The sequence below is a fragment of the Pseudomonas sp. HD6515 genome, from assembly GCF_024971855.1.
Classification (GTDB): Bacteria; Pseudomonadota; Gammaproteobacteria; order Pseudomonadales; family Pseudomonadaceae; genus Aquipseudomonas; species Aquipseudomonas alloputida.
This window is the reverse complement of record NZ_CP079827.1, coordinates 3,645,169-3,672,108: the sequence shown is the minus strand read 5'-3', so window position 1 is coordinate 3,672,108 and position 26,940 is coordinate 3,645,169. Positions and strand designations below refer to the sequence as shown.

Annotated in this window: 19 protein-coding genes and 1 pseudogene; 7 read left to right on the top strand and 13 right to left on the bottom strand. The window is 63.3% G+C overall.

The annotated features are described in order from the left end of the window. Positions 1 to 126 precede the first annotated feature (126 nt). From KW568_RS16945 to KW568_RS31165, 5 genes and pseudogenes are all read right to left on the bottom strand, one after another. Positions 127 to 990 carry a LysR family transcriptional regulator gene (locus KW568_RS16945; protein ID WP_004575302.1) on the bottom strand — a complete coding sequence of 288 codons (864 nt, stop codon included), beginning with the start codon at positions 988 to 990 and terminating at the stop codon, positions 127 to 129. Positions 991 to 1,083: 93 nt separating this feature from the next. Next, positions 1,084 to 1,932, bottom strand: a complete 849-nt coding sequence (locus KW568_RS16940) for a proline/glycine betaine ABC transporter permease (RefSeq protein WP_003247791.1) — start codon at positions 1,930 to 1,932, stop codon at positions 1,084 to 1,086. After that, positions 1,929 to 2,945 (bottom strand): ABC transporter substrate-binding protein, encoded by a 1,017-nt coding sequence (locus KW568_RS16935; protein WP_004575303.1) that lies wholly within the window; start codon positions 2,943 to 2,945, stop codon positions 1,929 to 1,931. The genes KW568_RS16940 and KW568_RS16935 overlap by 4 nt, the downstream gene beginning before the upstream one ends. 95 nt (positions 2,946 to 3,040) lie before the next feature. After that, the gene (locus KW568_RS31170; RefSeq protein WP_241792063.1) at positions 3,041 to 3,796 is read right to left on the bottom strand and encodes a methyl-accepting chemotaxis protein; all 756 of its coding nucleotides are present in this window, start codon (positions 3,794 to 3,796) and stop codon (positions 3,041 to 3,043) included. Between the two features lie 102 nt (positions 3,797 to 3,898). Continuing rightward, positions 3,899 to 4,864 (bottom strand): annotated as a pseudogene (locus tag KW568_RS31165) (HAMP domain-containing protein); the annotation flags it as partial. 568 nt (positions 4,865 to 5,432) lie between these two features. On the opposite strand from KW568_RS31165, the gene KW568_RS16925 reads away from it, so the two are divergent. Beyond that, complete coding sequence (locus KW568_RS16925; protein WP_004575306.1) at positions 5,433 to 6,752, top strand: Na+/H+ antiporter family protein; 1,320 nt, start codon at positions 5,433 to 5,435, stop codon at positions 6,750 to 6,752. Positions 6,753 to 6,766: 14 nt separating this feature from the next. Here KW568_RS16925 and KW568_RS16920 read toward each other — a convergent pair whose 3' ends face one another. The 3 genes from KW568_RS16920 to KW568_RS16910 all read right to left on the bottom strand — a co-directional run bounded on the left by KW568_RS16920 (position 6,767) and on the right by KW568_RS16910 (position 11,538). Continuing rightward, complete coding sequence (locus KW568_RS16920) at positions 6,767 to 7,774, bottom strand: FecR family protein (RefSeq protein ID WP_004575307.1); 1,008 nt, start codon at positions 7,772 to 7,774, stop codon at positions 6,767 to 6,769. Positions 7,775 to 8,053: 279 nt separating this feature from the next. Next, on the bottom strand, positions 8,054 to 9,823 hold the full coding sequence (locus tag KW568_RS16915; protein ID WP_004575308.1) for an acyl-CoA dehydrogenase C-terminal domain-containing protein: 1,770 nt from the start codon (positions 9,821 to 9,823) through the stop codon (positions 8,054 to 8,056). A 92-nt stretch (positions 9,824 to 9,915) separates the two neighbouring features. After that, positions 9,916 to 11,538 carry an acyl-CoA synthetase gene (locus tag KW568_RS16910; protein WP_003247805.1) on the bottom strand — a complete coding sequence of 541 codons (1,623 nt, stop codon included), beginning with the start codon at positions 11,536 to 11,538 and terminating at the stop codon, positions 9,916 to 9,918. A 193-nt stretch (positions 11,539 to 11,731) separates the two neighbouring features. Here KW568_RS16910 and KW568_RS16905 point away from each other — a divergent pair, with 193 nt between their 5' ends. The 5 genes from KW568_RS16905 (at position 11,732) to KW568_RS16885 (ending at position 17,190) form a co-directional block, all read left to right on the top strand. Next, on the top strand, positions 11,732 to 13,138 hold the full coding sequence (locus KW568_RS16905; RefSeq protein ID WP_033726412.1) for a sensor histidine kinase: 1,407 nt from the start codon (positions 11,732 to 11,734) through the stop codon (positions 13,136 to 13,138). A 9-nt stretch (positions 13,139 to 13,147) separates the two neighbouring features. Next, positions 13,148 to 13,780 carry a response regulator transcription factor gene (locus tag KW568_RS16900; RefSeq protein ID WP_014860281.1) on the top strand — a complete coding sequence of 211 codons (633 nt, stop codon included), beginning with the start codon at positions 13,148 to 13,150 and terminating at the stop codon, positions 13,778 to 13,780. Positions 13,781 to 13,960: 180 nt separating this feature from the next. Further along, positions 13,961 to 14,434 carry a MarR family winged helix-turn-helix transcriptional regulator gene (locus KW568_RS16895; protein WP_003247811.1) on the top strand — a complete coding sequence of 158 codons (474 nt, stop codon included), beginning with the start codon at positions 13,961 to 13,963 and terminating at the stop codon, positions 14,432 to 14,434. A 30-nt stretch (positions 14,435 to 14,464) separates the two neighbouring features. Next, positions 14,465 to 15,658, top strand: a complete 1,194-nt coding sequence (locus KW568_RS16890) for an HlyD family secretion protein (RefSeq protein ID WP_003247813.1) — start codon at positions 14,465 to 14,467, stop codon at positions 15,656 to 15,658. Beyond that, complete coding sequence (locus KW568_RS16885) at positions 15,655 to 17,190, top strand: DHA2 family efflux MFS transporter permease subunit (protein ID WP_004575310.1); 1,536 nt, start codon at positions 15,655 to 15,657, stop codon at positions 17,188 to 17,190. Before KW568_RS16890 ends, KW568_RS16885 begins: the two co-directional genes overlap by 4 nt. A 310-nt stretch (positions 17,191 to 17,500) precedes the next feature. Here the strand turns inward: KW568_RS16885 and KW568_RS16880 are convergent, their stop codons facing one another. Beyond that, on the bottom strand, positions 17,501 to 18,679 hold the full coding sequence (locus KW568_RS16880) for an integrase core domain-containing protein (RefSeq protein ID WP_004575311.1): 1,179 nt from the start codon (positions 18,677 to 18,679) through the stop codon (positions 17,501 to 17,503). Between the two features lie 729 nt (positions 18,680 to 19,408). On the opposite strand from KW568_RS16880, the gene KW568_RS16875 reads away from it, so the two are divergent. Next, positions 19,409 to 20,155, top strand: coding sequence for an SDR family oxidoreductase (locus KW568_RS16875; protein WP_033726893.1), 747 nt, complete (start codon positions 19,409 to 19,411; stop codon positions 20,153 to 20,155). 9 nt (positions 20,156 to 20,164) lie between these two features. Here the strand turns inward: KW568_RS16875 and KW568_RS16870 are convergent, their stop codons facing one another. The 4 genes from KW568_RS16870 to ccoG all read right to left on the bottom strand — a co-directional run bounded on the left by KW568_RS16870 (position 20,165) and on the right by ccoG (position 26,876). After that, positions 20,165 to 22,231 carry a PAS domain-containing protein gene (locus KW568_RS16870; RefSeq protein ID WP_003247824.1) on the bottom strand — a complete coding sequence of 689 codons (2,067 nt, stop codon included), beginning with the start codon at positions 22,229 to 22,231 and terminating at the stop codon, positions 20,165 to 20,167. A 62-nt stretch (positions 22,232 to 22,293) separates the two neighbouring features. Beyond that, positions 22,294 to 23,955, bottom strand: coding sequence for a PAS domain-containing sensor histidine kinase (locus tag KW568_RS16865; protein ID WP_004577036.1), 1,662 nt, complete (start codon positions 23,953 to 23,955; stop codon positions 22,294 to 22,296). Between the two features lie 57 nt (positions 23,956 to 24,012). Beyond that, positions 24,013 to 25,422, bottom strand: coding sequence for a GntR family transcriptional regulator MpaR (gene mapR, locus KW568_RS16860; RefSeq protein ID WP_003247831.1), 1,410 nt, complete (start codon positions 25,420 to 25,422; stop codon positions 24,013 to 24,015). A 50-nt stretch (positions 25,423 to 25,472) separates the two neighbouring features. Continuing rightward, the gene (ccoG, locus tag KW568_RS16855) at positions 25,473 to 26,876 is read right to left on the bottom strand and encodes a cytochrome c oxidase accessory protein CcoG (protein ID WP_004577035.1); all 1,404 of its coding nucleotides are present in this window, start codon (positions 26,874 to 26,876) and stop codon (positions 25,473 to 25,475) included. Positions 26,877 to 26,940 lie beyond the last annotated feature (64 nt).

Sequence of the window (26,940 nt, the reverse complement as noted above, 5' to 3'; positions counted from 1 at the left end):
TCCGTGGTCGGGTACGTGCACAGACTACGGGGGCGGATCAATCTGTAAAAACGTTGTTTTCTTCAGTGACCGTTGAGGAAAAATGCATGTTGGTGGGTGCAGATCGCGCTTTGGAGCAGCCTGGTGTCAGGCTTCCAGGGCGGTCTTCAACACCGCACTCAAATGCCGCCGCTGGCTTTTTTCATGCTCCAGCAACACCACCCGCCGGGTCAGCTGCGGCTCGCCAAACGGCAGGCAGGTGGCGGGTGGCAAGCGTTGCAGGTCGTCATCTGCCATGGGGATGACCGCCACGCCCAGGCCCATCACCGCCATGCGCGCCAGGGCTTCCTGGCTGTCCAGTTCCATCAGTTCGCTCACCTGCACCTGCTGGCGGCGTAGTTCCTGCTCGATCTGCCGGCCGGCCCAGGCTCGCTTGTCGAAGCGCAGGAATGGCTGGCTGGCCAGCAACTGCGGCACGCTATACCCGGCCAGCTCAGGGCTGGCAATGGCCCAGAAACGGTCCTCGAACAGCGGTGTAAAGTCCAGGTTCTGCGGGTAAGGGCTGACCGGTTCGGTGGTGATCGCCGCATCGAGCTCACCGTCTTCCACGCGCCGCGCCAGCTCCGCCGACATGCCCGAGGCCACGCTGATGTGTAGCTGCGGGTGATGGGCCTTGATCCACACCAGCGCCTTGGGCAAGCGCCGCGCCAGCACCGTGTGGATCGCCCCGAGGCGCAAGCGGCCGCGCAGGCTTGGGCCGCTGGCCAGGGCATCGGCCAGTTCGTCATAGGCAGCCAGAAGGCTTTCGGCGCGGGCCACCGCCAACTGGCCGGCTTCGGTCAGCACCACCTGCCTGCGGCTACGGTCGAACAAGGCCACCTTCAGTTCGTCTTCGAGGGTTTTGATGTGCAGGCTGACCGCCGAGGGGGTGAGGCTGAGCAGGTCGGCGGCGCGGGCAAAGGTGCCGTGGCGGGCGATGGTCACCAAGGTGCGCAGGGCTTTCAGGGACATGCGGTTGAGGTCCGGTTCTCAGCTGACAGAGGCATATTGTCGGGCCCGGCCCTCTCGCAGCACAAGGCTGCTCCCAGGCCTTGCCGATACGGCTCAGCGACTGCTACGCCCATAGGCCTGGCTGATCCGGTCGATCACCATGGCCAGGGCGACAATTGCCAGCCCGGCCTCCATCCCTTGGCCAACATTCAAGGTCTGGATCCCCGCCAGCACATCCTCACCCAACCCACGGGCGCCGATCATCGACGCCACGACCACCATCGACAAGGCCATCATGACCGACTGGTTGAGCCCGGCCATGATACTCGGCAGCGCCAGGGGCAGGGCGATGCGCCGCAACCGCTGCCAGCGGCTTGCGCCAAGGCCGTGTGCGGCCTGCAGCAACGAGGGGTCGATCTGGCTCAAGCCCAGCTCGGTCAACCGCACCAGCGGCGGCAGGGCGTAGATCAGCGTGGCGAACACGGCAGGCACCTTGCCCAGGCCAAACAGCATCAGCACCGGGATCAGGTAAACGAACGCAGGTAGCGTCTGCATCACATCGAGGACCGGCAACAGCAGCCGCCTGGCCAGTGGCCGGGCGGCCAGCAGGATGCCCAGCGGTACACCCACCAGTACGCACAGGCCGGTACTGACCAGCACCAGGGCCAGGGTCTGCAGCAGCTTGTCCCAGAGCCCGAGCATACCGATCAAGGCCAGCAGCGCGACCAGCACGGCGCTGCGCAGCAGGCTGCGGCTGGCGTGCCAGGCCAGCAGACCCACCAGCAACAACAACAGCCACCAAGGCAACAGACGCAACAGGTTCTCCAGGCCGACCAGCAGTTGCAGCAACTGGTCAGAAAAACTGCGCAGGTGGTCGCCGTAGTTCAATACCAACCCGTCGACCAGGCGGTTGATGCTGTCGGCAAAGGAAAACTGCAGGGTCTGCGGGAAACCGCTGCTCACAGGCTGGCCTCGACCTTGGCGGCGATGTCCGCCGGCAGCCAGGCTTTCCACACCTCGCGGTGATCGCGCAGGAAGGTGAGGGCGGCTTCGCGCGCGGGTGTGCGTTTTTCGCTCATGACGGCCAGGGCCTTGTTCAGGCGATCGATGGGCAGGTTGACCTGTTCGAACATACTGACCAAGTCTGGGTAGTTTTCGCGAAAGGCTTTGGACACGCCGATCGACAACTTTGCCGGCAGCGAGCGGCTGCCTTTCGGGTTGGGGTTGGCGGGGTCGGTGAGGGTGGCCCAGGCCTGGGCATCGAACGGGGGTTCTTCCAGCCGGATGAGCTTGTAGCGCCCCATCAGCGGGGTCGGGTTCCAGTAGTAGAACAGCACAGGTTTGCCGCGCCGGATAGCCGAACCGATCTCGGCGTCCATCGCGGCGCCGGAGCCACTGCGGAAGTTGTTGTAGAGGCCATCCAGGCCATAGGCCTTGAGCTTTTGGCTGTTGACGGTTTCAGACGTCCAGCCGCTTGGGCTGTTGAGAAAACGCCCTTTACCGGGCGATTCGGGGTCAGAAAATACCTGCGGGTAACGCTTGAGGTCCTCGACACTGTGCAGCTCAGGCGCCACGGGCTTCAGGTTGCGTGCGGCATCGCCCTCGATCACATAGGCCGGTACCCACCAACCTTCCTCTGCATTTTTGACCGTATCGCCCAGTGCGAACACCTGGCCGGCCTGTTCGGCCTTGACCCAGGCAGGGCTGCGCCCGGCCCATTCCTCGGCGATCACTTGCAGGTCATTGCGCGCCAGGGCCACCTCCATGCTGACCGTGCTGCCAGGCAGGGTGTCGGTGCGGTAGCCGTAGCCGCGCTCCACGATCAGGCGCAGGATCTCGGTGGTGAGGGCGCCGCTTTCCCAGCCGATGGCACCAAAATGGATAGGCGCAGGTTGCTCTGCCGATGTGGCGCTGTCGGTGCTGGCCAGGCCCACCGTCAACAGCAGCCCGGCCAGCAGCGTTGAAATGCTCTTCATGTGAACCTCGTCGTTCGCCATGCCTTGGCGGTGGGGGCAAGTGTAGACGACGAGGTTTTGTCAGTTTCAGGGCCACTGGCGTGGCCCCGTTCGCTTCAGACGCGGAACTGGTCCATCAGCGCTTGCTGCTGGTTGGCCAGGCTGTTCAGCGACTGGCTGACCCGCGCCGACTCGTTGGCCTGGCCTGACAGGGATTCAGTGACATCACGAATGGTCGCCACGTTGCTGTTGATTTCCTCGGCTACCGCGCTTTGCTCCTCGGCGGCAGAGGCGATCTGCAGGTTCATGTCGGTGATCACCGTCACCGCCTGGCCAATGCGCTGCAATGCCGTGACGGCTTGGCCGACCTGCTCCACGCCACCTTGGGCCTGGCGGTGGCTGTGGTCCATGGCGCCGACCACTTCGCGGGTGCCGTTCTGCAGGGCTTCGATGACCTGACGGGTTTCTTCCACCGACTCCTGAGTGCGCTGGGCCAGGTTGCGCACCTCATCGGCGACCACGGCAAAGCCACGGCCGGCCTCTCCGGCGCGGGCAGCTTCGATGGCAGCGTTGAGTGCCAGCAGGTTGGTCTGTTCGGCGATCGAGCGGATCACTTCCAGTACCGAGCCGATCTTCTCGCTGTTCTGCGCCAGGCCTTCTATTTCGGCCATGGTGTCGCTCATGTTGGCGGCCAGGGCACCGATGCTGCTGGTGGTGCGGTCGATTACCGCCAAGCCCTCGCGGGTGGCCTGGTCGGCATCGCGCGCCGCCTGCGCAGCCTGGGCGGCGCTGCGGGCAACGTCCTGGGCGGTGGCGCTCATTTCATGGGAGGCGGTGGCTACCTGGTCGACCTGGCGGTACTGCTGCTCCATGCCGGCGCTGGTTTCAGTGGCAATCGCCGAGGACTGGTCGGCCGTGCCTCGGGCGGCCTGCACCGAGCGTTTGACCTCGGCGATGGTTGGCTGCAACTTGTCGAGGAAGCGGTTGAACCAGCCGGCCAGTTCGCCCAGTTCGTCCTGTTTCTGGTAGGTCAGGCGACGGGTCAGGTCGCCTTCGCCGCTGGCAATGTCCTTGAGCATGGCGGCCACGCCGAGGATCGGCCGGGTAACGCCGCGGGCCATCAGCCATACCAGCAGCAGGCCGACAATGGCGGCGGCCAGGCCCAGGCTCAGTTCCAGCAAGGTGCCGCTGGTATTGAGCGCGTCAAGTTCCTGCTTCAGGGTTTCGGCCGGCCCGGTCAGGGCGTTTTCCGGCACATCCAGCAACACGCCCCAGGGCTGGGCGTCCGGGATTGGCCGGAATGCCGCCAGCACCTTCAAGCGCTGCCGGTCGTGGAGGATGGTCAGCTTGCCATCGGCCAGCTTGCGCACCAGCTCGGCGCCTTTGACCGGGTCTACCTGGTCAAAGCGCTGGGCCAGCTTGCTGGCATCGGCGCTGTAGCCGGCCAGCAGGCCGACCGGGGTCAGAATGCCGACCGTGGTGCGGCCTTCATATAGGCTGCGGCTGGCCTCCTGGCTCAGCGCCTGCAGGCTATTGAGGTTGATGTCGATGGACAGGGTGGCAATGATCTTGCCGTTGACCGCCAGCGGGAACACGATGCTGGTCATCAGCACCTGCTGGCCATCGATGTCGTAGAAGTACGGCTCTACCACGCACACCTTGCCGGAGGTGCGTGGGCATACCCACCAGGTGTTGGCCGGCTGGCCGCTGGGGCCGATCTCGGTGTTGGCCATGTCATGTTCGGGCAGGGCCATCGAGGTCAACTGGCCGGCGCGTGGCTGCGACCAGTACAGGGCAAAGCGCCCGGTTTCGTTGCTGCCCAATGCTGCCTTGCCGGCAAACAGGCTGTCCTTGTTGTCCAGGGCATTGGGCTCAAACACCAGTGACAGGCCGAGCAGGTCGGGGTTGGCTTGCAGTGCGGCGCGTACCTGGCGGGTCATGTCCTCGCGCAGGTCGAAGGCATCGAGAAAGCGCTTTTCGGCCTGCTCGCGCAGGAACAGCACCTGACGGGCGAAGCCGGCGCCGTACTGGTAGGCATCCATGAACTGGCGGCGAATGTTCAGCGCTTGCACTTCACCTTGTGACTCGATACGCGACTGCGCCGCCTCGGTCAGCATCTGCATGCTGCTGGCCTTGACCAGGTCCGAACTGTGATCCATGCGGTACAGCGACAGGCCGACGAGCAAGGTGACGATAGCGGCCAGACAGAGACCGGCGAGCAGGGTGATCTTCCACTGGATGGAAAGTTGTCGCAAAGGCATGGGGGCGGATCCCTTTTTTGGCATTAAGGGTTATGGCTTTATCTGCGGTGGGGCCGGGAGGTGCCAAAGCGCTGCGGCCAGGCACCTCGCTGCCTCCCTCAATATCGGCCCCTGCCGTTTTTTCTTTATTCAAACATTCAATTTAAATTTGACCGCCACTAATGCCCCGCATCAAGGCGCTTTTGACATCTGCCGCCTACTGCTTCAGAGTTCGCGCTTTTTTCTGTCGTAATGAGGTAAGCCAACCATGAATGCAGTGATCGCCGCGGTCGGCATCATGCTGATACTCAGCCTGTCCCGCGTGCACGTGGTCATCGCCCTGATCATCGGCGCCCTGGCCGGTGGGCTGGTGGGCGGCCTGGGCATCGAAGGCACGCTCAAGGCCTTCAACGGTGGCCTCGGCGGTGGTGCCACGGTGGCTTTGTCCTATGCACTGCTGGGTGCCTTTGCCGTGGCAATCGCCAAGTCTGGCCTGGCCCATGCGCTGGCCGACCGCGCCCTGGTCATGATCGACCGGCAGGACGACGCCAAGGGCGGCAAGGTCAAATGGCTGATGATCGGCCTGATGCTGGTGGTGGCCGTGTCGTCCCAGAACATCCTGCCCATCCACATTGCCTTCATTCCGCTGCTGGTACCCCCTCTGTTGTACGTGCTGACGCGCCTGCGTATCGACCGCCGGCTGATCGCCTGTGTGATCACCTTTGGCCTGATCACCCCGTACATGTTCCTGCCGGTGGGCTTCGGCAACATCTTCCTCAACGAGATCCTGTTGGCCAATGTGGCCCGCGCGGGTGTCGATGTGAGCGGCGTCAACGTCACCCACGCCATGGCCGTCCCGGCTGCCGGCATGCTCGTCGGCCTGCTGGTGGCGGTGTTCATCAGCTACCGCAAGAAGCGTGACTACGACCTGGCGCGGATCCAGCAGGTGGAGCAGGTGAGCGTGCAGTACAACCCGCTGACCTTGCTGGTGGCCGGGCTGGCGATCGCGGCAGCCTTCATTGTCCAGCTGTTGCTGGACTCGATGATCATCGGTGCCATGGTCGGTTTCCTGATCTTCTCGCTGTCGGGCATCGTCAAGTGGAAAGAGACCGACGACCTGTTCACCGAAGGCATGAAGATGATGGCCATGATCGGCTTCATCATGATTACCGCGTCCGGTTTTGCCGAGGTGATGAAGGCCACCGGTGAGGTGAAGAGCCTGGTGGAAACCTCGGCGCAGTGGATCGACCACAGCAAGGGCGTCGGTGCCCTGCTGATGCTGTTGGTAGGCCTTTTGGTGACGATGGGGATCGGCTCGTCGTTCTCCACCGTGCCGATCCTGGCGGCGATTTTCGTGCCACTGTGCGTACAACTGGGCTTCGACCCGTTGGCCACGGTGTGCATCATTGGTACTGCCGGTGCGCTGGGTGATGCAGGTTCGCCGGCCTCGGACTCGACCCTGGGCCCGACCTCGGGCCTGAACGTGGATGGCCAGCACCACCACATCTGGGACACCGTGGTGCCGACCTTCATCCATTACAACCTGCCGCTGCTGGCGTTCGGTTGGTTGGCGGCGATGACCTTGTAAGGCGGGGGAGGGCGTCAGCCCTTGTCGGGCGGCGGCGAGATGCGATTGAGCACGGTGCTGCCGTCCTTGCTGCGGGTCAGGTAGACCGGCAGGACTTTGGGCAGGTTGTTGACCAGGCGCCCCACCTCACGGGTGTTGTAGATGCCGCTGATGCGAATGCGGCCGGTGCTGGCATCGGCCAGTCGCAGCGGGGCGTCGAGGTAGCGGTTTATCACCGGCAGCGCCTGTTCCAGGCTCAGGTTGTCGAGCACCAGCTTGCCGCTGCGCCATGCCAGGCTGTTGCCATAGTCGTCGCTTTGCTCCAGCTGCGGCTCGAAGTCGCCCTTGTGGTAGCTGGCCTGCATGCCAGGGCCAAGGCGGTAGCCACCGGCATTGCCCTCACTGGACACCAGCACTGAACCTTCCACCAGGGTGACCTTCACCTGGTCCTGGTACTTCCACACGTTGAACTGGGTGCCGGTGACCCGGGTCTGGCCACTGCCTGCACGCACGATGAACGGGTGGCTGCTGTCGTGTCGCACCTTGAAGAACGCCTCGCCGCGCTTGAGCGTGACCTGGCGCTGGTCCTTGTAGTTGAGGAAGGTGAGCTCGGTGTGCAGGTTGAGCTGTACCGTGCTGCCGTCGCTGAGCTCCACGGTCTGCATGCGGTCACCGGCTTCGACGTGCTGGTAGTGGTTGGGCAACCAGCCCTGTTCCCACCCCATCCAGCCGGCCAGCGGCAGCACTGCCAGGGCGATGGCCGCAGCAGACGCCAGCGGCCGCCAGTTGCGGGGGCGGGCGGCGTGTTTGGCGGGTGGGTTGAAGTCGATGACGGTGGCGCTACGCGGCAGCAGGTCGGCTGTTTGCCAGATTTCCAGCATCGCCTGATATTCTTCGGCATGCCGCGGGTCGGCCGCCAACCAGCCAGCGAATGCGTCACGCTCGGCCTGCGTGCAATCGTCGGCGTGCAGGCGCATGCACCAATGCGCTGCGGCGTCGGTGATGGCATCGTCTGGGCTGGGATTGAGGCGGTCGTGGTTCATTGCGGCTCCGGGTTTTGCGCATTCTACCCTTGCGAGAGGGCTCCCGAGAACCAATGTAATGGCGAATGACTATCAGTTGTGCCGGTTTTTCGTCGGATTGACCACGGTTTTTCAGCGTTTGAGAACCCTTCGCGGGCAAAAGACGATGTCTGCAATCGCTTCCGGGGCGGCCTGGTGCGGCGAAGAGGTCAGTGTTTGCAGTACCGATTCGGTAACCTGTACCGGCCCTCTTCGCAGCACACGGCTGCCCTTGCAACAAGCGCGTCAGTGACACACCGGTCAGAACTGTGCGGCCTCTAGCCCATAAAGGCTGCCACTACCGGCCCGAATGCTCGCCTCCAGCCCCAACCCCCGCGGCAAGACCCGCTGGAAATAGAACGTCGCACAGGCAAGCTTCGCACCATGAAACGCCTCGTCCTCATCACGTTTGGCCAGCGCCACCGCCGCCATCCGCGCCCACATGTACGCATAGGCCGTCAGCCCGAACAGCTGCAGGTACTCAACGGCTACCGCGCTGACCAGGTTGGCATCCTCGCCAGCCTGCGCCCGCAGCCAGCTGCTGGTGGCCTCGAGCCGCGCCAGGCTCGCCTGCAGGGCCTCGCGGTGCAAGGGCGCATCCACACTGAAGGCCCGCACTTCGCTGGCAAAGCTGGCCAACGCCTGACCACCGTCGGCCAGCACCTTGCGCCCCAGCAGATCAAGGGCCTGAATGCCGTTGGTGCCTTCATAGATTTGCGCAATGCGCACGTCTCGCACCCGTTGCTCCTGGCCCCATTCGCGGATGTAGCCATGACCGCCATACACCTGCTGGCCAAGCACGCAGCTTTCCAGACCGTTGTCGGTGAAGAATGCCTTGGCCACCGGTGTCAGCAGTGCCACCAGGCGCTGGGCATGCTCGCGTTCGCCAGCGTCCTCGGCATAGCGCGCCACGTCCAGTTGCTGGCCAACGTAGACGGCGAACGCCCGACCTGCTTCGGTGAGGGTGCGCATGGTCAGCAGCATGCGCCGAACATCACCATGGTGGATGATCGGGTCGGCCACCTTGTCGTGTGCCTGCGGGCCAGTCGCTGCGCGGCTCTGCAGGCGCTCGTTGGCATAGCGGGCGGCGCTCTGGTAGGAGGCTTCGGCACAACCGATGCCCTGTATGCCGATGGACAGGCGCTCGTAGTTCATCATGGTGAACATCGCTGCCAGGCCCTTGTTCGGTTCGCCCACCAGGTAACCGATGGCACCGTCAAAGTTCATGACGCAGGTCGCCGAGGCCTTGATGCCCATCTTGTGTTCGATCGAGCCACAATGGACAGCATTGCGCGCGCCCAGGCGGCCATCGGCCTCGACCAGGAATTTGGGGACCAGAAACAGCGATATGCCTTTGGCACCGGCGGGCGCATCCGGCAGCTTGGCCAGCACCAGGTGGACGATGTTCTCGGTCAGGTCCTGCTCGCCGCCGGTAATGAAGATCTTGCTGCCACTGATGCGCACGCTGCCATCGGCCTGAGGCTCGGCGCGGGTGCGGATCAGCCCCAGGTCAGTGCCGGCATGGGGTTCGGTCAGGCACATGGTGCCGGCCCAGCGGCCTTCGTACAGCGGTGGCAGGTAAGTGGCCTTGAGCGCTTCGCTGGCGTGGGCATCGATCGCCAGGCAACTGCCTGCGCTCAATGCCGAATACAGGCTGAAGCTGCAGTCAGCCGCGTAGAGCATCTCTTCGAACAGCACGCCGAGCATCTTTGGCATGCCCATGCCGCCGTGTTCCGGGTTGCCGCCCAAGCCGACCCAGCCACCTTCGCGGTAGGTGTTCCAGGCCTCGCGAAAGCCTTCGGGGGTGGTGACTTGGCCTGCGTCGAAGCACACACCTTGCTCGTCACCGTTGCGGCTGAGCGGGGCGATCAGCTGGCAGGTGACTTTTGATGCTTCCTCGAGAATGGCGTCGGCAGTGTCGGCATCGATGCGTTCGGCCAGGGCGGGCAGTCGGGCCCACAGGCCTGAAGCGTTGAACACGTCATGCAGGACGAAGCGCATGTCGCGCAGGGGGGCGGAATAGGTGGTCATCGGCAGCTCTTGCAATAGTGAGGGAGGGTTGGGCGTGCGCTGAACCTTCAGGCGCAGCCGTGTGCTGCGCCTGAAGGGGGGCGGCTACGGCATCAGAGGGCCTTGGCCCGGTCGCGCAGCACGTACTTCTGGATCTTGCCGGTCGAGGTCTTGGGCAGCTCGCCGAACACCACGGTCTTCGGCACCTTGAACCCGGCCAGGTGCTCGCGGCACCAACTGGTGATGTCGGCTTCACGGGTGTCCTCTCGGCCCGGCTTCAGTGCAACGAAGGCGCACGGGGTTTCCCCCCATTTTTCATCCGGGCGTGCCACCACGGCGGCTTCCAGCACTGCCGGGTGCTTGTACAGGGCGTCTTCGACCTCGATGGTGGAGATGTTTTCGCCACCGGAAATGATGATGTCCTTGAGCCGGTCCTTGATCTCGATATAGCCGTCGGCATGCCACACGGCCAGGTCGCCGGTGTGGAACCAGCCGCCACGGAAGGCTTCGGCGGTGGCTTCAGGGTTTTTCAGGTAACCCTTCATCACCGTGTTGCCGCGCATGAAGATTTCGCCCAGGGTATTGCCGTCGCGGGGTACTGGCTGAAGGGTTTGCGGGTCGGCGACCATCAGGCCATCGAGGGTCGGGTAGCGCACGCCTTGGCGAGACTTGATGCGTGCACGCTCCTCCAGCGAAAGCGCGTCCCATTCGTCATGCCAGGCACACACGGTCACCGGGCCATAAACCTCGGTCAGGCCGTAGGTGTGGGTGACCTTGATGCCCATTTCTTCCACGGCGCCGATGACCTTGGCCGGTGGAGCGGCGCCGGCGACCATGGCCTGCACCGGGTGCTCGATGGCTGCCTTGGCCGCCTCGGGCATGTTGACCAGCGCGTTGAGCACGATCGGCGCACCGCACAGGTGGCTGACTTTGTGCTCGCGGATCAGGGTCAGGATCTTCTGCGGGTCGACCCGGCGCAGGAACACATGGGTGCCGGCCAGGGCGGTGATGGTCCAGGGGTAGCACCAGCCGTTGCAGTGGAACATCGGCAACGTCCACAGGTACACCGGGCGGTGGCCCATGGCCCAGGTCATCTGGTTGCCCAGGGCGTTCAGGTAGGCACCACGGTGGTGGTAGACCACGCCCTTGGGGTTGCCGGTGGTGCCGGAGGTGTAGTTCAGCGATATGGCCTGCCACTCGTCATCGGGCCATTCCCAGGCAAATTCCGGGTCGCCTTCGTTGAGCAGGGCCTCATAGTCCAGCTGGCTGACCGCGCGGCCTTCGCCGTACTCCGGGTCATCCACATCAACCACCAGCGGCGGGTGTTCAAGCAGTGCCAGAGCGCCTTCGATGACCGCATGGAACTCGCGGTCGGTGATCAGCACCTTGGCCTCGCCATGCTGCAGCATGAAGGCGATAGCCTCGGCATCCAGGCGCACGTTCAGGGTATTGAGCACGGCACCGGTCATGGGTACGCCGAAGTGCGCCTCGAGCATGGTCGGGGTGTTGGGCAGCATCACTGCCACGGTGTCGCCACGGCCAATGCCACGGCCGGCCAGGGCGCTGGCCAGGCGCCGACAGCGTTGGTAGGTTTCTTGCCAGTTGCGGCGGATGGCGCCGTGGATGACGGCCGGGTAGTTGCCGTACACGGCAGCGGTGCGTTCGATGAAGCTCAGCGGGGTGAGGGCGACATGGTTGACGGCAGCGGGCATCAGGCCCTGGGCATAGATCGACATGCGGTAATCCTGTAAGGGAGGCAGACGCAGCCTGTGCACCTGGCCCCCGATGGCTGATTGTTAGCTCTGTTCAGGGTGCAGGGGGCGGACGGTGGGCCGCCCCCTCTGTCGCAGTTTTACGCGAGTCGCTATGGTATTAGGAATATCGACTATAGCAATATAGTAAAACTACTATAAAAATAGGCCGCCTACTGTGGATGACACTGCTTACCCCTTGCTCGCCAAAGACCCACAACCCAGTCTGTTACTGGCCAGTGATGCAAGCCCGCTGGCACTCAACCCGGCACTGCAGGCCTGGGTCGCCGAAGGGCCTGAGCTGGCTTGCTGGCTGCCGGCCAATTGCGCGGCCCTGGTGCGTGCCTGTCTGCGCCAGCATCGGGCGATCAGCGATGTGGAAGTGCAGGTCGGCGAACGCATCGTGCTGTGGACGTTCATGCCGGACAACCAGGGCCAGCAGGTGCTGGGCCGCTGCCGCGATGCCAGCGAAGAGCGCCATGGCGCACGCGAAGCCAGCCGCGCCCGGCGCCTGTATCGGCTGATCATCGAAAACACCACCGACCTGATTTCCCGGCACAGCCCCGATGGCCGCTTTCTCGATGCCTCACCGGCAGCCTACCGCCTGCTCGGCCTGTGGCCCGAGCAGCTGCGTGGCATGCCTGTACATACCCTGCTGCATCCGCGCGAGCGGCGTCAGGTACTGCGCCAGGCCGCGGCCGCGCTGGACCAGGACGGCTACCACACGATGACCTGCCGGGTACGCCAGGCGACAGGTGACTACCGCTGGTTCGAAATTGCCAGCCGGGCGATCCGCGAGACCTACACCGGCGCGGTGGTGGAGGTGGTCAGCGTGTCCCGCGACATCACCTTGCGCATCGAAGCGCAGGAAAGCCTGGCGCACAGTGCCCGCCTCGCGACCTTGGGCGAGCTGGCCTCGGGCATCGCCCACGAGATCAATCAGCCACTGGCCGCGGTGGTCAACTATGCCAACGCCAGTCAGCGTTACCTGCAGGGCCTGGAACGTGATCCCCAGGCGCGCGAGCGGATTGGCCAGGGCCTGCAGCGTATCAGCGAGCAGGCCACCCATGCCGCCGAAGTGATCCGCCGTCTGCGTGCCTTTCTGCGCAAGGAACCGCGCCGCCTGCAGGCACTGGACGTGGCCGAGCTGGCCGGCGAAGCCATGCGCCTGTGCGCCTGGGAAGCCGCGCGGGACCAGGTGCAGGTGGAACTTCGCATGAGCGCTCAACTGCCCTTGGTGTATGCCGACCGGGTGCTGCTGGAGCAGGTGCTGCTCAACCTGCTGCGCAATGCCATCGATGCCAATCGCGAGCAGCAGGGTGAGCGACCGTCACGTATCCTGCTCTGCGCGGCGCGCGATGGCGATGGGGTGCTGGTCGAGGTCGCCGACCAGGGCCCGGGCGTGGCACCGGAGCGGCTGGATGAAATCTTTACGCCGTTTACCACCAGCAAGGCCGACGGCCTGGGCTTGGGCTTGAGCATGAGCCGCAGCCTGATCGAAGGCTTCGGTGGCAGCCTGTGGGCGCGGGCGGGTGACAACGGCGGTCTGGTACTGTGCTGCCGGCTGGCGGTCAGCAGGGAATAAGGGGAGGCAGTGTTGCAAGCAAAAGTGTATGTGGTCGATGACGACCAGGGTATGCGCGACTCTACGGTCTGGCTGCTGCAGTCGGTGGGCCTGCAAGCCTTGCCATTCGCCAGCGGGCAGGCGTTTCTCGACGCCTGCGTCGATGATGGGCCCGCGTGTGTGCTGTTGGATGTGCGCATGCCGGGGCTGGGCGGGTTGGCTGTGCAGCAGGCGATGCGCGAGCGTGGCCTGATGGTGCCGGTGATCTTCGTCAGCGGTCATGCCGATGTACCGATCGTGGTGCGGGCGTTCAAGGCCGGCGCCTGCGACTTCATCGAAAAACCCTACAACGACCAGCTGCTGCTCGACAGCGTTCAGGCTGCGCTGGAGCACGCCGGGCTGGCGCGAGAGGGCGATCAGGCGCTGGCCTTGGTACAGGCGCGCATCGACGGCCTGACGCCGCGTGAGCGAGACGTCTTCGTACCGTTGGCCCAAGGGTTGAACAACCGCGAGATTGCCGAGCAGTTGGGCATCAGCGTCAAAACGGTGGACCTGTACCGAGGCCGGGTGATGAAGCGGTTGCAGGCAGGCAGCCTCGCAGAGCTGGTGGGGATGGCGATTGCTTGCGGGGCGGTGGAGGCGCTGGGCCTGCGAGCGCGGTAGCCGCCTTTACGTAGCCCCTGGCAGGGGCGGCGTTGTGTGTCGCAATGGGCCGCAATGCGCGCCTGCTGGGGGCGGTGTGACAGCCAGAAAACACCCACTATTTCATAGCTAGCTAATGAAAGCTTTGACATTCACTGCCTAGGCAGTAATATTTCTACACACTTAACTGAGCAGTCGACGATGGCCCATTTCTCTCCCGAAAACTTCCAGACCTGCGCCATCGGCATGTTGCTTGGCCGTGCTGCGATTCTCAAAGACCGCATTCTTGACTGGCACCTGGAGTCAGAGGGCGTCACCGCCGCGCAGTTCAAAGTGCTGATCATCGTCACCCAGTACCAGGTGGATACCCCGGCCGAACTGTGCCGTTACCTGGGCCTGGACAGCGGATCGATGACCCGCATGCTCGACCGCCTCGAGCAGAAGGAGCTGATCGTGCGCAACCGCTGCGCCGACGACCGTCGCCAGGTGCGCCTGGCACTCACCGCCGACGGCCAGCGCCTGGCCAACCGCCTGCCGGAAATTGGCGCCGCCGCCATGAACGAGTTGTGCGGCGTGCTGGCACCAGAGGAGCTCAAGACCCTGGAAGGCCTGCTGGCCAAGGTGCTGCTCGGTGCTGGCGACCCGTTGACGATCCGCCGCTTCGGCGACCGTTGAACCCTGTAACGAATTATCCAAGGTATTGTCATGGCCACTCCCGCAGACACCCCGACTCCCTCCGTCTCGCCCGAGCCGTCGCGCAAGCGCAAGGCTTGGTTGCTTGGCCTGCTGTTGCTGCTGATCCTGGCAGGGGTCGGCACCTGGGCCTGGTACAGCATTGTCGGGCGTTGGCACGAAAGCACCGACGATGCGTATGTCAACGGCAACGTGGTGGAGATCACCCCGCTGGTCGCTGGCACCGTTATCAGCATCGGGGCCGATGACGGCGACCTGGTCCACGCCGGCCAGGTGTTGCTGCAATTCGACCCGGCCGACAGCGAAGTGGCCTTGCAGTCCGCCGAAGCCAAGCTGGCACGCAGCGTGCGGCAGGTGCGCGGGCTGTACAGCAACGTCGACTCGCTGAAGGCTCAACTGGAAACGCGCCAAGCCGAACTGCGCAAGGCGCAGCAGGACTTCAACCGGCGCAAGGTGCTGGCTGACAGCGGTGCGATTGCCGCCGAAGAACTGTCCCATGCCCGCGACGACCTGAGCGTTGCCCAGGCCGCCGTCAACAGCGCGCGGCAACAGCTCAGCACCAGCAGCGCGCTGGTCGACGACACCGTGGTGTCCTCGCACCCCGATGTCATGGCTGCAGCTGCCGACCTGCGCCAGGCCTACCTCGACCACGCCCGCACCACATTGGTCGCGCCGGTCACCGGCTACGTCGCCAAGCGTACCGTCCAGTTGGGCCAGCGCCTGCAGCCGGGCACCGCGACCATGGCGGTCATCCCGCTGGATCAGGTGTGGATCGATGCCAACTTCAAGGAAACCCAGCTGCGAGAGATGCGCATCGGCCAGCCGGTGGAAATCACCGCTGATGTGTACGGCAGCGAGGTCAAGTACAGCGGCACGGTCGACAGCCTCGGGGCGGGCACCGGCAGCGCCTTTGCCTTGCTGCCGGCGCAGAACGCAACCGGTAACTGGATCAAGATTGTCCAGCGAGTACCCGTGCGCATCCACCTCAGCCCCGACCAGCTCAAGGACCACCCGCTACGTATTGGCCTGTCCACCGTGGTTGAAGTCGACCTGCATGACCAGAGCGGCCCGACCCTGGCCCAGCAGCCACCGCAGAAGGCCAGCTACACCACCCAGGTGTATGACCACCAGATGATCGAAGCCGACAACCTGATCGCCCGGCTGATTCACGAGAACAGTGCAACCGGCAAGACGGCGCAACGATGAGCAACAACGCCGCTGCCCAGTTCACGCCGCCAAGTCTGCTGCTGACCACCATCGGCCTGTCGCTCGCGACGTTCATGCAGGTGCTGGACACCACCATCGCCAACGTGGCCCTGCCGACCATTTCCGGCAACCTGGGGGTGAGCTACGAGCAAGGCACCTGGGTCATCACCTCGTTCGCGGTGAGCAACGCTATCGCCTTGCCGCTGACCGGCTGGCTGAGCCGGCGCTTTGGTGAAGTGAAACTGTTCATCTGGGCCACGCTGCTGTTCGTGCTGGCTTCGTTCCTGTGCGGTATCGCCCAGTCGATGCCCGAGCTGGTCGGGTTTCGCGTCTTGCAGGGTGTGGTCGCCGGGCCGCTTTACCCGATGACCCAGACCCTGCTGATTGCTGTCTATCCCCCGGCAAAACGGGGGATGGCACTGGCGCTGCTGGCGATGGTCACGGTGGTGGCGCCGATTGCCGGGCCGATTCTTGGGGGCTGGATTACCGATAGCTACAGCTGGCCATGGATCTTCTTCATCAACGTGCCCATCGGCCTGTTTGCAGCTGCCGTGGTGCGCCAGCAGATGCGCACGCGCCCGGTGGTCACCAGCCGCCAGCCGATGGATTACATTGGCCTGCTGACCCTGATTATCGGCGTCGGGGCCTTGCAGGTAGTGCTGGACAAGGGCAACGATCTGGACTGGTTCGAGTCGTCGTTCATCATTGTCGGCAGCCTGATTTCGGTGGTGTTCCTGGCGGTATTCGTGATCTGGGAACTGACCGACCGGCACCCGGTGGTCAACTTGCGCCTGTTTGTGCACCGCAACTTCCGCATTGGCACCATTGTGCTGGTCGGGGGGTATGCCGGGTTCTTCGGTATCAACCTGATCCTGCCGCAGTGGTTGCAGACGCAGATGGGCTATACCGCGACTTGGGCGGGCCTGGCGGTGGCGCCGATCGGTTTGCTGCCGGTGATCATGTCGCCGTTCGTGGGCAAATATGCGCACCGTTTCGACCTGCGGGTGCTGGCTGGGTTGGCGTTCCTGGCGATTGGCACCAGTTGCTACATGCGGGCCGGTTTCACCAGCGAGGTGGACTTCCAGCACGTGGCCTTGGTGCAGTTGTTCATGGGGATTGGCGTGGCGTTGTTCTTCATGCCGACCTTGAGCATTCTGCTGTCTGACCTGCCGCCGCACCAGATTGCCGACGGTTCGGGGCTGGCGACTTTTCTGCGAACCTTGGGCGGGAGTTTTGCGGCTTCGTTGACCACCTGGATCTGGATTCGTCGGGCGGATCAGCACCATGCCTACCTGAGCGAGCACATCAGCCAGTTCGACCCGACGACGCGGCATACCCTCGAGCAGTTGGGCGGGGCCAGCCCGCAGAGTTATGCGCAGTTGGAGCAGATACTCAACGGGCAGGCTTACATGATGTCGACGGTGGATTACTTCACCTTGATGAGCTGGGTGTTTGCCGGGTTGATTCTGCTGGTGTGGTTCGCCAAGCCGCCCTTTACCGCCAAGGCGGGCCCGGCATCGGCGGGGCATTGAGCTAAACAAGGCAAGGTCCCGATGCTCTCGCTCTCGCTCTCGCTCTCGCTCTCGCTTCGGCTTTTGATTTTGCTTCTAAGCGCGCGATAGCCCAGGCGCCGCGGATTGCGACTTCAGGAGGCCGAGCGCAGGGCTTGCGAAGGGAGGTGACGGGCATGGATGCCCGTCAAGCGCTGGGCCCCAGGATGGGGCCTGCAGCGCGGTCCTCCCGGGAGCAAGCCCGGAGCGAGGGAACCCCGGAGCGTAGCGCAGGGGCCGGATGACAGGAGCCAGTGTACGGGTCACCCACATGGGTTACACAAAAGTTCACTCACATAGGTGACAACACCTGGAGTGTTACATAACCATCAGTGGCATCCCGCACATCGACTCTACCAAGGATGATGGGACCGAAAATAACATCCCAAATGCCATCTCCGACTTGCTCCAGCCCAATGGTCTGGTGCTTGAGCACGTAACCTCCGTAGATCCTCAGGCCACGGCGGTTAATGATGCCGCAGCTATCCGCCGGTAAACTCTCGACATGGCTGGGGTAGGTCATCTCAGGAAGTTTTTCAGGGAATGGGCGTGGTGAGGGCTGGTAGCAAGACGCCGGTGTTTTCTGTTTCAGTGCTTCATGCAAGCGCTCGTAATTGTAGTGTTGTCGAAAGCGATCAAAATGCCGCTGTTGAGCTTCCCAGGCCACTGCCGGCGGTGATGGCAGCGTGCTTTTGAGTGTCCGATGCATGCGTTCGTGGCGGCCATTTTGCTCAGGCCTTCCAGGTGCAATGCGCTCAGGAATGATGCCTAGACGCAGCCACCAGATGGACAGCTGAGAAAGTCCTGCACGTCCTTTACTGGCAAACGGCACACCGTTATCGGTACGAATACGCTCAGGCAGGCCATTTTCCCGAAACACCTGGGTGAAAACGGCCTGCGTTTCCAGAAGGTTGGTATTAGGCATGCTGTGGCAGGCGAGCAGGAAGCGGCTGGCGTGATCCATGATCGTTAGTGGATAGCACCAGACGCCTGCGCCTGTCAGAAATTGGCCCTTGTAGTCAGCACTGAACAGCTGGTTAGGCGACTCTGCCTTCTCCAGTGGCTTGGGGTAGACCGCTACACGCTGACGTAAACGGCGTGGGTTGACCAACTCGGCCTTCTTGAGGATGTTGTAAATCGCTGTCTTAGAAGGCGGCGCCTGATCAGGGAAGCGCTCCTGCAGCGCAGCCTGGATCTTTTTCGGACCAGGTTCCGTTTCGCCTCGACTGCGCAGTTCGATGATGGCTTCGCGAACTGCAGCGGGGACGACCCAGTTCTGCGTCAACCGGCGGCGGCTGCGTTCTTCCAGCCCCGAAGGCCCCTCTTTCTCATATCGCTCGACCCATTTGTAGCCGGTCTTACGGCTGATCTCATAGGCCTGGCACAGGGCGCTGAAGCTGGGCGGCCCTTGCAGGTAATCCGCGATGAAAAGCATTTTCAGGTCCATAGGTTTCAGCTCTCGCCAAGGCATGGTCAGATCCTCGAAAACCGACCTTGCCAGTTAAAGACTGTTACCTATGTGCGTGAACTGATTTGTAACCTATGTGGGTGAGTCATACCAGCCAGCGTTTTTTGGTTACTTTTTGTCGCGTTTGACAAAAAGTGACCCGCCGTAAGGGCGGAAAGGTGACTGTGCGCCACCTGCGTGAATGAATACCTACTCGATGTGAATGCCCACATCCAAGAAGCAAGAAGCAGGAAGCAAGAAGCAAGAAGCAAGAAGCAAGAAGCAAGAAGCAAGAAGCAAGAAGCAAATTCGTCTGTTTTGACTCAGCGAACAGTCCATTCGCGATGGCGACGCTGACTCACCTTTTCGCCCTTACGGCGAGTCACTTTTTGTCAAACGCGACAAAAAGTAACCAAAAAACGCTGCGCTCCCATCATCCGGCCCCTGCGCTGCGCTCCGGGGTTCCCTCACTCCGGCCTTGCTCCCGGCAGGACCGCGCCGAAGGCCCCATCCTGGGGCCTCAGCGCTTGACGGGCATCCATGCCCGTCACCTGCCTCCGCAAGGCCTGCGTTCGGCCTCCTGAAGTCGCGAAGATCAAGATCAAGATCAAAAGCCAGATCAACAGCCAGATCAACAGCCAGATCAACAGCCACATCAACAGCAGAGGGTTGGCTGTGCTGATCTTCGTCATTCCAACGCAGCGCCATTTCGCCTATTGTCGATGCTCCCTTCCCCAAACCATTGGCAAACCCATGGAGAACGTCATTGTCATCACCGGCGGCAGCCGCGGTATCGGCGCCGCCACTGCGCTGCTGGCCGCCCGCCAGGGCTACCGCATCTGCATCAACTATCATGCCGATGACCAGGCCGCCGAAGCCATCCTCAGCCAGGTCCGCGCCCTGGGCGCCGAGGCCATCGCGGTGCGTGCCGACGTCAGCGTCGAAGATGAAATCATCCAGCTGTTCCTGCGCGTCGACGATGAGCTCGGCCCGGTCACCGCACTGGTCAACAACGCCGGCACCATCGGCCAGCAGAGCAGGGTCGAGAACATGTCCGAGTTCCGTCTGCTGAACGTCATGAAGACCAACGTCGTCGGCCCCATGCTCTGCGCCAAGCACGCCCTGCTGCGCATGGCGCGCCGGCATGGCGGGCAAGGCGGGGCCATCGTCAACGTATCATCGGTCGCCGCACGCCTGGGTTCGCCCAACGAATATGTCGACTATGCCGCCTCCAAGGGCGCGCTCGACACCTTCACCATCGGCCTGGCCAAAGAAGTGGCAGGCGAGGGCGTGCGCGTCAATGGCGTACGACCGGGGTATATCCATACCGGTTTCCATGCGCTTTCTGGCGACCCGGATCGCGTCAGCAAGCTTGAACCTGGCTTGCCCATGGGCCGAGGAGGGTATCCCGAGGAAGTGGCCGAGGCCATCCTCTGGTTGCTCTCGGACAAAGCCTCCTATGCCACCGGCAGTTTCATCGACCTGGGCGGCGGGCGCTGAGCGCGCCCCTCAAGGTTCCAGCAGCTCGCGAACCCGCTCTGCCAGTGCTTCCAGTTCGAACGGCTTGGTCAACACCAACGTACCTTGCAGCGGTTGGCCGTCGCTGAGCGCCGCGCTCTCATCGTAACCGGTGATCAACAGCACCTTGAGGTCCGGGTAGCGCTCACGGCAGCGTTCGGCTACCTGGCGGCCATTCAGGCCGCCAGGCAGGCCGACATCGCTCAGCAGCAAGTCTGGCCGTTCGCCGCTTTGCAGGTGGGTGAGGGCAGACGGACCGTTCTCGAAGGCGTCCACCCGATAGCCCAGCTCTTCCAACACTTCGCCAATCACCAGGCGCAAGGCCGTCTGATCTTCAACCAACAGAATGCGTTTTGCAGTCTCGCTGCTTCTTTGCAAGAGCGCGCGCGGAGGTTTGCTGATTGGCGCCTGGGCTTGCTCGTGGTGGCGGGGTAACAGCAGCTCGATGCGGGTACCCTCGCCAGGCACCGACAGCACCCGTAATTGCCCACCCGACTGGCGCACGAAGCCATAGGTCATGGACAAACCCAGGCCGGTGCCCTGGCCCATCGGCTTGGTGGTGAAGAACGGCTCGACTGCGCGCTCGACAACTTCAGCCGACATGCCGCTACCGTTGTCGACGATGCTCAGCCGCACGAACTCGCTGGCCGGCAGTTCCAGTGCCATGGCCTGCTCGTCGTCAAGCTGCAGGTTGTCGCCAATGATCTCGATCACACCACCGGCAGGCATGGCATCGCGCGCGTTGATGCATAAGTTGAGCAAGGCGCTTTCCAGTTGGGGAGGGTCGATGAAGGTCGGCCACAGCTGGCTGGCAAAGCGGCTGCTCAGGGTAATCGCCGGGCCGATGGTGCGGCGCAGCAGGTCTTCCATGCCGGCCACCAAGGTGGCCACTTGCGTGGAGCAGGGTTGCAGGGTCTGCTGGCGGGAGAAGGCCAGCAGCCGGTGCACCAGCGAAGAGGCCCGCTGCGCCGCGCTGCTGGACAGCTCCAGCAAGGGTGCCAGGGCGTCGAAGCGTGACTGCTCAAGGCGTTGCCGCATCAGCTCCTGGGCGCCCAGGATGCCGCCCAGCAAGTTGTTGAAGTCGTGGGCTATGCCGCCACTGAGCTGGCCTACGGCTTCCATCTTCTGTGCCTGGCGCAGCGCCGCTTCGGCCTTGGCCAAGCGTTCCTGCTCCTGTACTCGCTCACTGATGTCATAGGCGAACAGAAACGCGCCATGTACCTCGCCTTCTGGGTCGCGCAAGGCGTTGAAGCGCAACTCATAATGGCGCAGCGCGGGGGGCTTGCCGAAGGTGCCGATCTCGATGAACTGCTCGCCTGCCAGGGCGCGCTGCCACATCGGCAGAACAGGCGTCTGGCCGGCGGTGCCATCCTCGAACAACCCGGGCAGGTAGTCGCCGATTTCGGGTGTCCTCCCGTACAGCAGGTGGAAGTCATGCCTGGCCTGGCGATTGACAGCCAGCCAGCGCAGGTCCTTGTCGATCACATGCACATTGACCACACTGTGATCGACCAGCTCGGCAAACAAGCGTCGCTCCGCCAGTGCGGCATTCACCCGTTGTTCGAGCTCTTCGTTCAGGCGCTGCAGGGCCTGCTCTGCACGCCGGCGTTCGGTGACATCCTTGAACAGTACCGCTACCTGGCGTTTCTCGGCAGGTTCTATGCGAAAAGTGGTCACCGACAGCACGTGGCCCGTGGCAATCAGTTCCTGCTCGAAGTGCAGCGGTTCGCCGGTGCGAAGCACCGCGCCATAGCGGGCCACCCAGTCATCCGCCTCATCGGGCACCATCTCGCGCAGTTTTTGCCCGACCACGTTGGGGATGCCGGCGTGTTTGGCATAGGCTGCGTTGGCCAGCACGTGCACGTAGTCACTCAGGGGGCCATGGGGGCCATCGAAGAACTCGATGATGCAGAAGCCTTCGTCCATGGTGTCGAACAGTGAGCGATAGAAGTCCTGGTCGTGCGCCTGGTGGCTTGCAAGCCGTTGCTCCAGCAGTGTGTTCTGTCGCTGGAGGTCTTCGACTTGTTGGCGCAGTGAGTTCAGATCACGAGAAGGCATGCCTGCGTCCGGCCAATGAAAAGTCCTGACTTTAACGTGTTCACCTGCAGGCGAATAGCCACTCAGGGTGACTGGGCGGTGCTCCCCAGCAGCCGTTCAAGCGCCTGGGCAAGTGCTTGAAGATCGAATGGCTTGGCCAGCAGTTCGGTGCACCGGTCGGGCCGCACTTTTGCCGTACTGTGCGCAAGGTCATAGCCTGTGATCAGCAGCACCGCTGCATGGGGGGCAATACTTCGACAGGCGTCCGCGAGTTGGTAGCCATCGATACCCCCAGGCAGGCCGACATCGGTGATCAGCAAGTCCGGTGCAGGGGCTTCCCGCAAGGCCTTGTATGCCTGCCGGCCATCTTCGAATGCCTGAACTTCATGGCCCTGATCTATCAATACCTCCAGCATGACCAGGCGCAGGGCCGGCTCGTCTTCCACCAGCATCACCCTGCACGCGCGCTGCTGAAGCGAGGCCGCAGGCGCAGGCCCCTCGACGTGGGGGCTGGGTGAAGCGGCGGCGATGCTTTCATCGCAGGGGAGATACAGGTTGATGGCCGTACCCTGGCCAGGCGTGCTATCGATGACCAGCTGGCCACCGGATTGCCGCACAAAGCCGTAGACCATCGACAGCCCAAGGCCAGTGCCCTGGCCGAGCGGCTTGGTGGTGAAGAAGGGCTCAAGGGCGCGCTGCATCACTGCTTTGGACATGCCCATGCCGGTGTCTTCAACGCGGATACGCAGAAACTGGCCAGTGGCCAGGCCCCGCTGTCTGGCTTCGGCGCCTTGCACTTCGACATTGGCGCAACCGATGCTCAAGGTGCCGCCAAGCGGCATGGCGTCACGGGCGTTGATGCACAGGTTGAGCAGCGCGTTTTCCAGTTGCTGTGCGTCTATTCGGATAGGCCATAGTCCGGCATGTGTCTGGTCGTGGTAGTCGACATAGGGGCCGGTGGAGCTGCTGATCAGGTCGTGCATACCGGCCACCAGTTGCTGCACATCGACCCGTTGCGGGACCAGCGTCTGCTGCCGTGAGAATGCCAGCAAGCGCTGCACCAAGGCTGTGGCGCGTTGGGCGTTGTGCCGGCTGAGTTCAAGCAGCTGCGCGGTGTCCGCCAGGCGTTGCTGCACCAGACGTTGCCCGGCCAGTTCCAGGGCGCCAAGGATGCTGGCCAGCAGGTTGTTGAAATCATGGGCAATCCCGCCGGTCAACTGGCCGACCGCCTCCATCTTCTGCGCCTGGCGCAGTGCTTCTTCGGCCTGCTGCAGGCGTTCCTGTTCGGTCACGCGCTGCGTGATGTCATAGGCGAACAGGTAGCCGCCCTGAATTCGCTGCTGAGCATCGAGCCACGGGTGGTAGCGAATTTCGTAGTGGCGTGGTGCGTCGTCCAGCCCGAAGGTGACGGTGTCGATGAACGCTTCCCCTGCCAGTATGCGCGGCCATATCGGGGCCAGGCGGCCCATGATGTCGGGTTGATCGGTCAGGAACTGGGGTACGTAGTCGCCAATCTGCGGCACGAAGCCTCGGTAACGTTCGAAGGTTTCGCGCGCCGTGCGATTGATGGCCAACAGGCGCATCCTGCGGTCGGCAGCAAACACGTTGGCTGGGCTGTTGTCGAGCAGTTCTCCAAGCAGCCTGTCATGCGCCTGGACGCTGTCTTCGCGCTCTGCCAGCCGTGCTTCCAGTTCTGCGACACGCGCTTGCAATTGGGCAAAGGACGCAAGCGTATCTGGCTGCATGACGAAGGCCTGATGATCGGATCGAGCAACTATAGTCGCCCCTCGGGCCCCTCGCTATCAGAACGAGCGAATGATCCGCCCGAGGGTTTCCATGGCCTGTTCGGCGCCGTCATGCCAGGGGCTGCCGTAGTTCAGGCGGATGCAATTGCCAAAGCGTCGGGTGGGCGAAAAGATCGGCCCAGGGGCGATGCTGATGCCTTGGGCCAGGGCCATGTGGAACAGCTTGAGGGCGTCCATCTGCTCGGGCAGTTCCAGCCACAGGAAGTAGCCGCCGGAGGGCTGGCTGACCCGTGTCTGCGCCGGGAAGTGGCGGGCGATGGCTGCCAGCATGTTGGCCTGCTGGCCCTCCAGCGCGTAGCGCAGCTTGCGCAGGTGGCGGTCGTAGCCGCCGTGTTGCAGGTAGTCGGCGATGGCCGCCTGAGCCGGCATGGAGGCACACAGGGAGGTCATCAGTTTCAACCGCTCGATCTTCTGCGCAAAGCGCCCGGCGGCCACCCAGCCAATGCGATAGCCCGGTGCCAGGCTTTTGGCGAACGAGCCGCAGTGCATGACCAGGCCCTGAGTGTCGAAGGCCTTGGCGGGTTTGGGCGCCTGTTGCGAGTAGTACAGCTCGGCGTATACATCGTCTTCGATCAACGGCACCTGATGGCGCGCCAGCAACTCCACCAAGGCCTGTTTCTTGGCCTCCGGCATGCTTGCACCCACCGGGTTCTGGAAATTGGTCATGCACCACACGGCCTTTACCGGGTGCTTTTCCAGGGTCTGCGCCAGCACCCCCAGGTCCATGCCCTCGCGCGGGTGCACGGGGATTTCCACGGCCTTGAGCTTGAGCCGCTCCAGCACCTGCAGGCAGGCATAGAAGGCCGGGGCCTCGATGGCGACCAGGTCGCCCGGCTGGGTCACGGCCTGCAGGCACAGGTTCAGGGCCTCCAGTGCGCCGTTGGTGATCAGCAGCTCTTCCATCGGCAGCATCAGCCCACCGACCATGTAGCGCAGGGCGATCTGCCGGCGCAGCTGCGGGTTGCCGGGGGACAGATCGGTCACCACCATGCGCGGGTCCATGCTGCGGCTGGCACTGGCCAGTGAGCGCGACAGGCGTTGCAGCGGGAACAGCTCAGGGCTGGGAAAGGCTGAGCCGAAGGCAATGGTGTTGGGGTCCTTGATCGAGTCGAGGATCGAAAATACCAAGGCGCTGACGTCGACATCGGTAGACTCGCTCACCGGCTGCAGCGCCTGCGGCTCGCTGAACTGACGCGGCACGTGGGCGTTGACGAAATACCCGGAGCGCGGCCGGGCGCGGATCAGCCCGCGGCGTTCCAGCAGGTAATAGGCCTGGAACACGGTAGACGGGCTGACCCCGTGGGTCTGGCTGGCGTAGCGCACGGACGGCACGCGCTGGCCGGGGCCCAGCACCCCGGAGCGGATCAGTTCGGCAATGTCATCGGCGAAGCGTTCGTAGCGTTTCATTCTGGCCTTCTGTTCAAGCCTGGCAGGCAAGGTGGCGTGAGTGTAAGGGATCAGCGGTTCATGGGGGCGACGAAGCGACTATGCGCCACGCTGCGGATAGCGGGGTCGTCACGCTCGCTGATTTCAAAGCTCAGCGCCTGCGAGCTGCTGGTCGGGCGCTCGGCGAGCATTGCCACCGACACCGGCAGTTCGCTCATTTCGCCAGCTGGGATGACCAGTGCGCTACTGCCCTGCAGGGTGAAACCGTCAGCGTCCAGCAGGCGCAATTGATAGTGCTGGGTACGTTCGGTCTTGTTGATGACCTTGAGCAGGTAAATGTTCTCGATCTGGCCTTGGGCGTTTTCACGGAACAGGCCGCGGTCCTTGATCACATCCAGCGATACCATCGGGCGCATCTGCAGGGCCACCACCAGTGCCCCGATCATGACCAGCAGTGCGGCAGCGTAGCCCAACAGGCGCGGGCGCAGCCAGTGCGTGGTACCGCCTTGCAGGCTGTGCTCGGACTTGTAGCCAATCAGGCCGCGGGCGTAACCCATCTTGTCCATTACCCCGTCACAGGCGTCGATGCACGCGGCACAGCCGATGCAAGCCATCTGCAAGCCATCACGGATGTCGATGCCGGTGGGGCACACCTGCACGCACAGGGTGCAATCGATGCAGTCACCCAGTCCCTGGGCACCGACATCACTGCCTTTCTTGCGCGGACCACGGGCCTCGCCACGACGCGGGTCGTAAGCGACCGCCAGGGTGTCCTTGTCGAACATCACGCTCTGGAAGCGCGCATACGGGCACATGTGCAGGCACACCGCTTCACGCAGCAGGCCGGCATTGATGTAGGTAGCGGCCGTGAAGAACAGCACCCAGAACAGTGCCACACCGCCCAGTTGCAAGGTGAGCAATTCTGCGGCCAGTGGCCGGATCGGGGTGAAGTAGCCGACGAAGGTCAGCCCCGTGAGCACGCCAATGGCCAACCACAGGCTGTGTTTGAGCGTGCGACGGGCCAGTTTGTTCAGGCTCCAGGGCGCCGCGGCCAGCTTGATGCGCTGGTTGCGGTCCCCCTCGGTAACCTTTTCGCACCACATGAATAGCCAGGTCCAGGTGCTTTGTGGGCAACTGTAACCGCACCAGACGCGCCCGGCGTAGACGGTGATGGCGAACAGGCCAAAGGCACAGATGATCAGCAACGCCGACAGCAGGATGAAGTCCTGTGGCCAGAAGGTGGCGCCGAAGATGTGGAACTTGCTGTTTCCCAGGTCCCACAGTACGGCCTGGCGGCCGTTCCAGTTCAGCCAGGCCGTGCCGAAGAACAGTACGAACAGGGCGCCGGCAAAGCCGATGCGCAGGTTACGGTAAAGCCCGGTAAAGCTGCGGGTCTGGATGCCGCTGTCGGTGCGTCGCGCTTGGATGTTGGCTGGGGCGGTGGCGATCTCTGTAAAAGGGATTCTATCGTTCATGGTTCGGTGCTCATCAGGCCTCGATCAGGCATGAGCACTATGGCGCTGAAGCTGTTATCAGCAC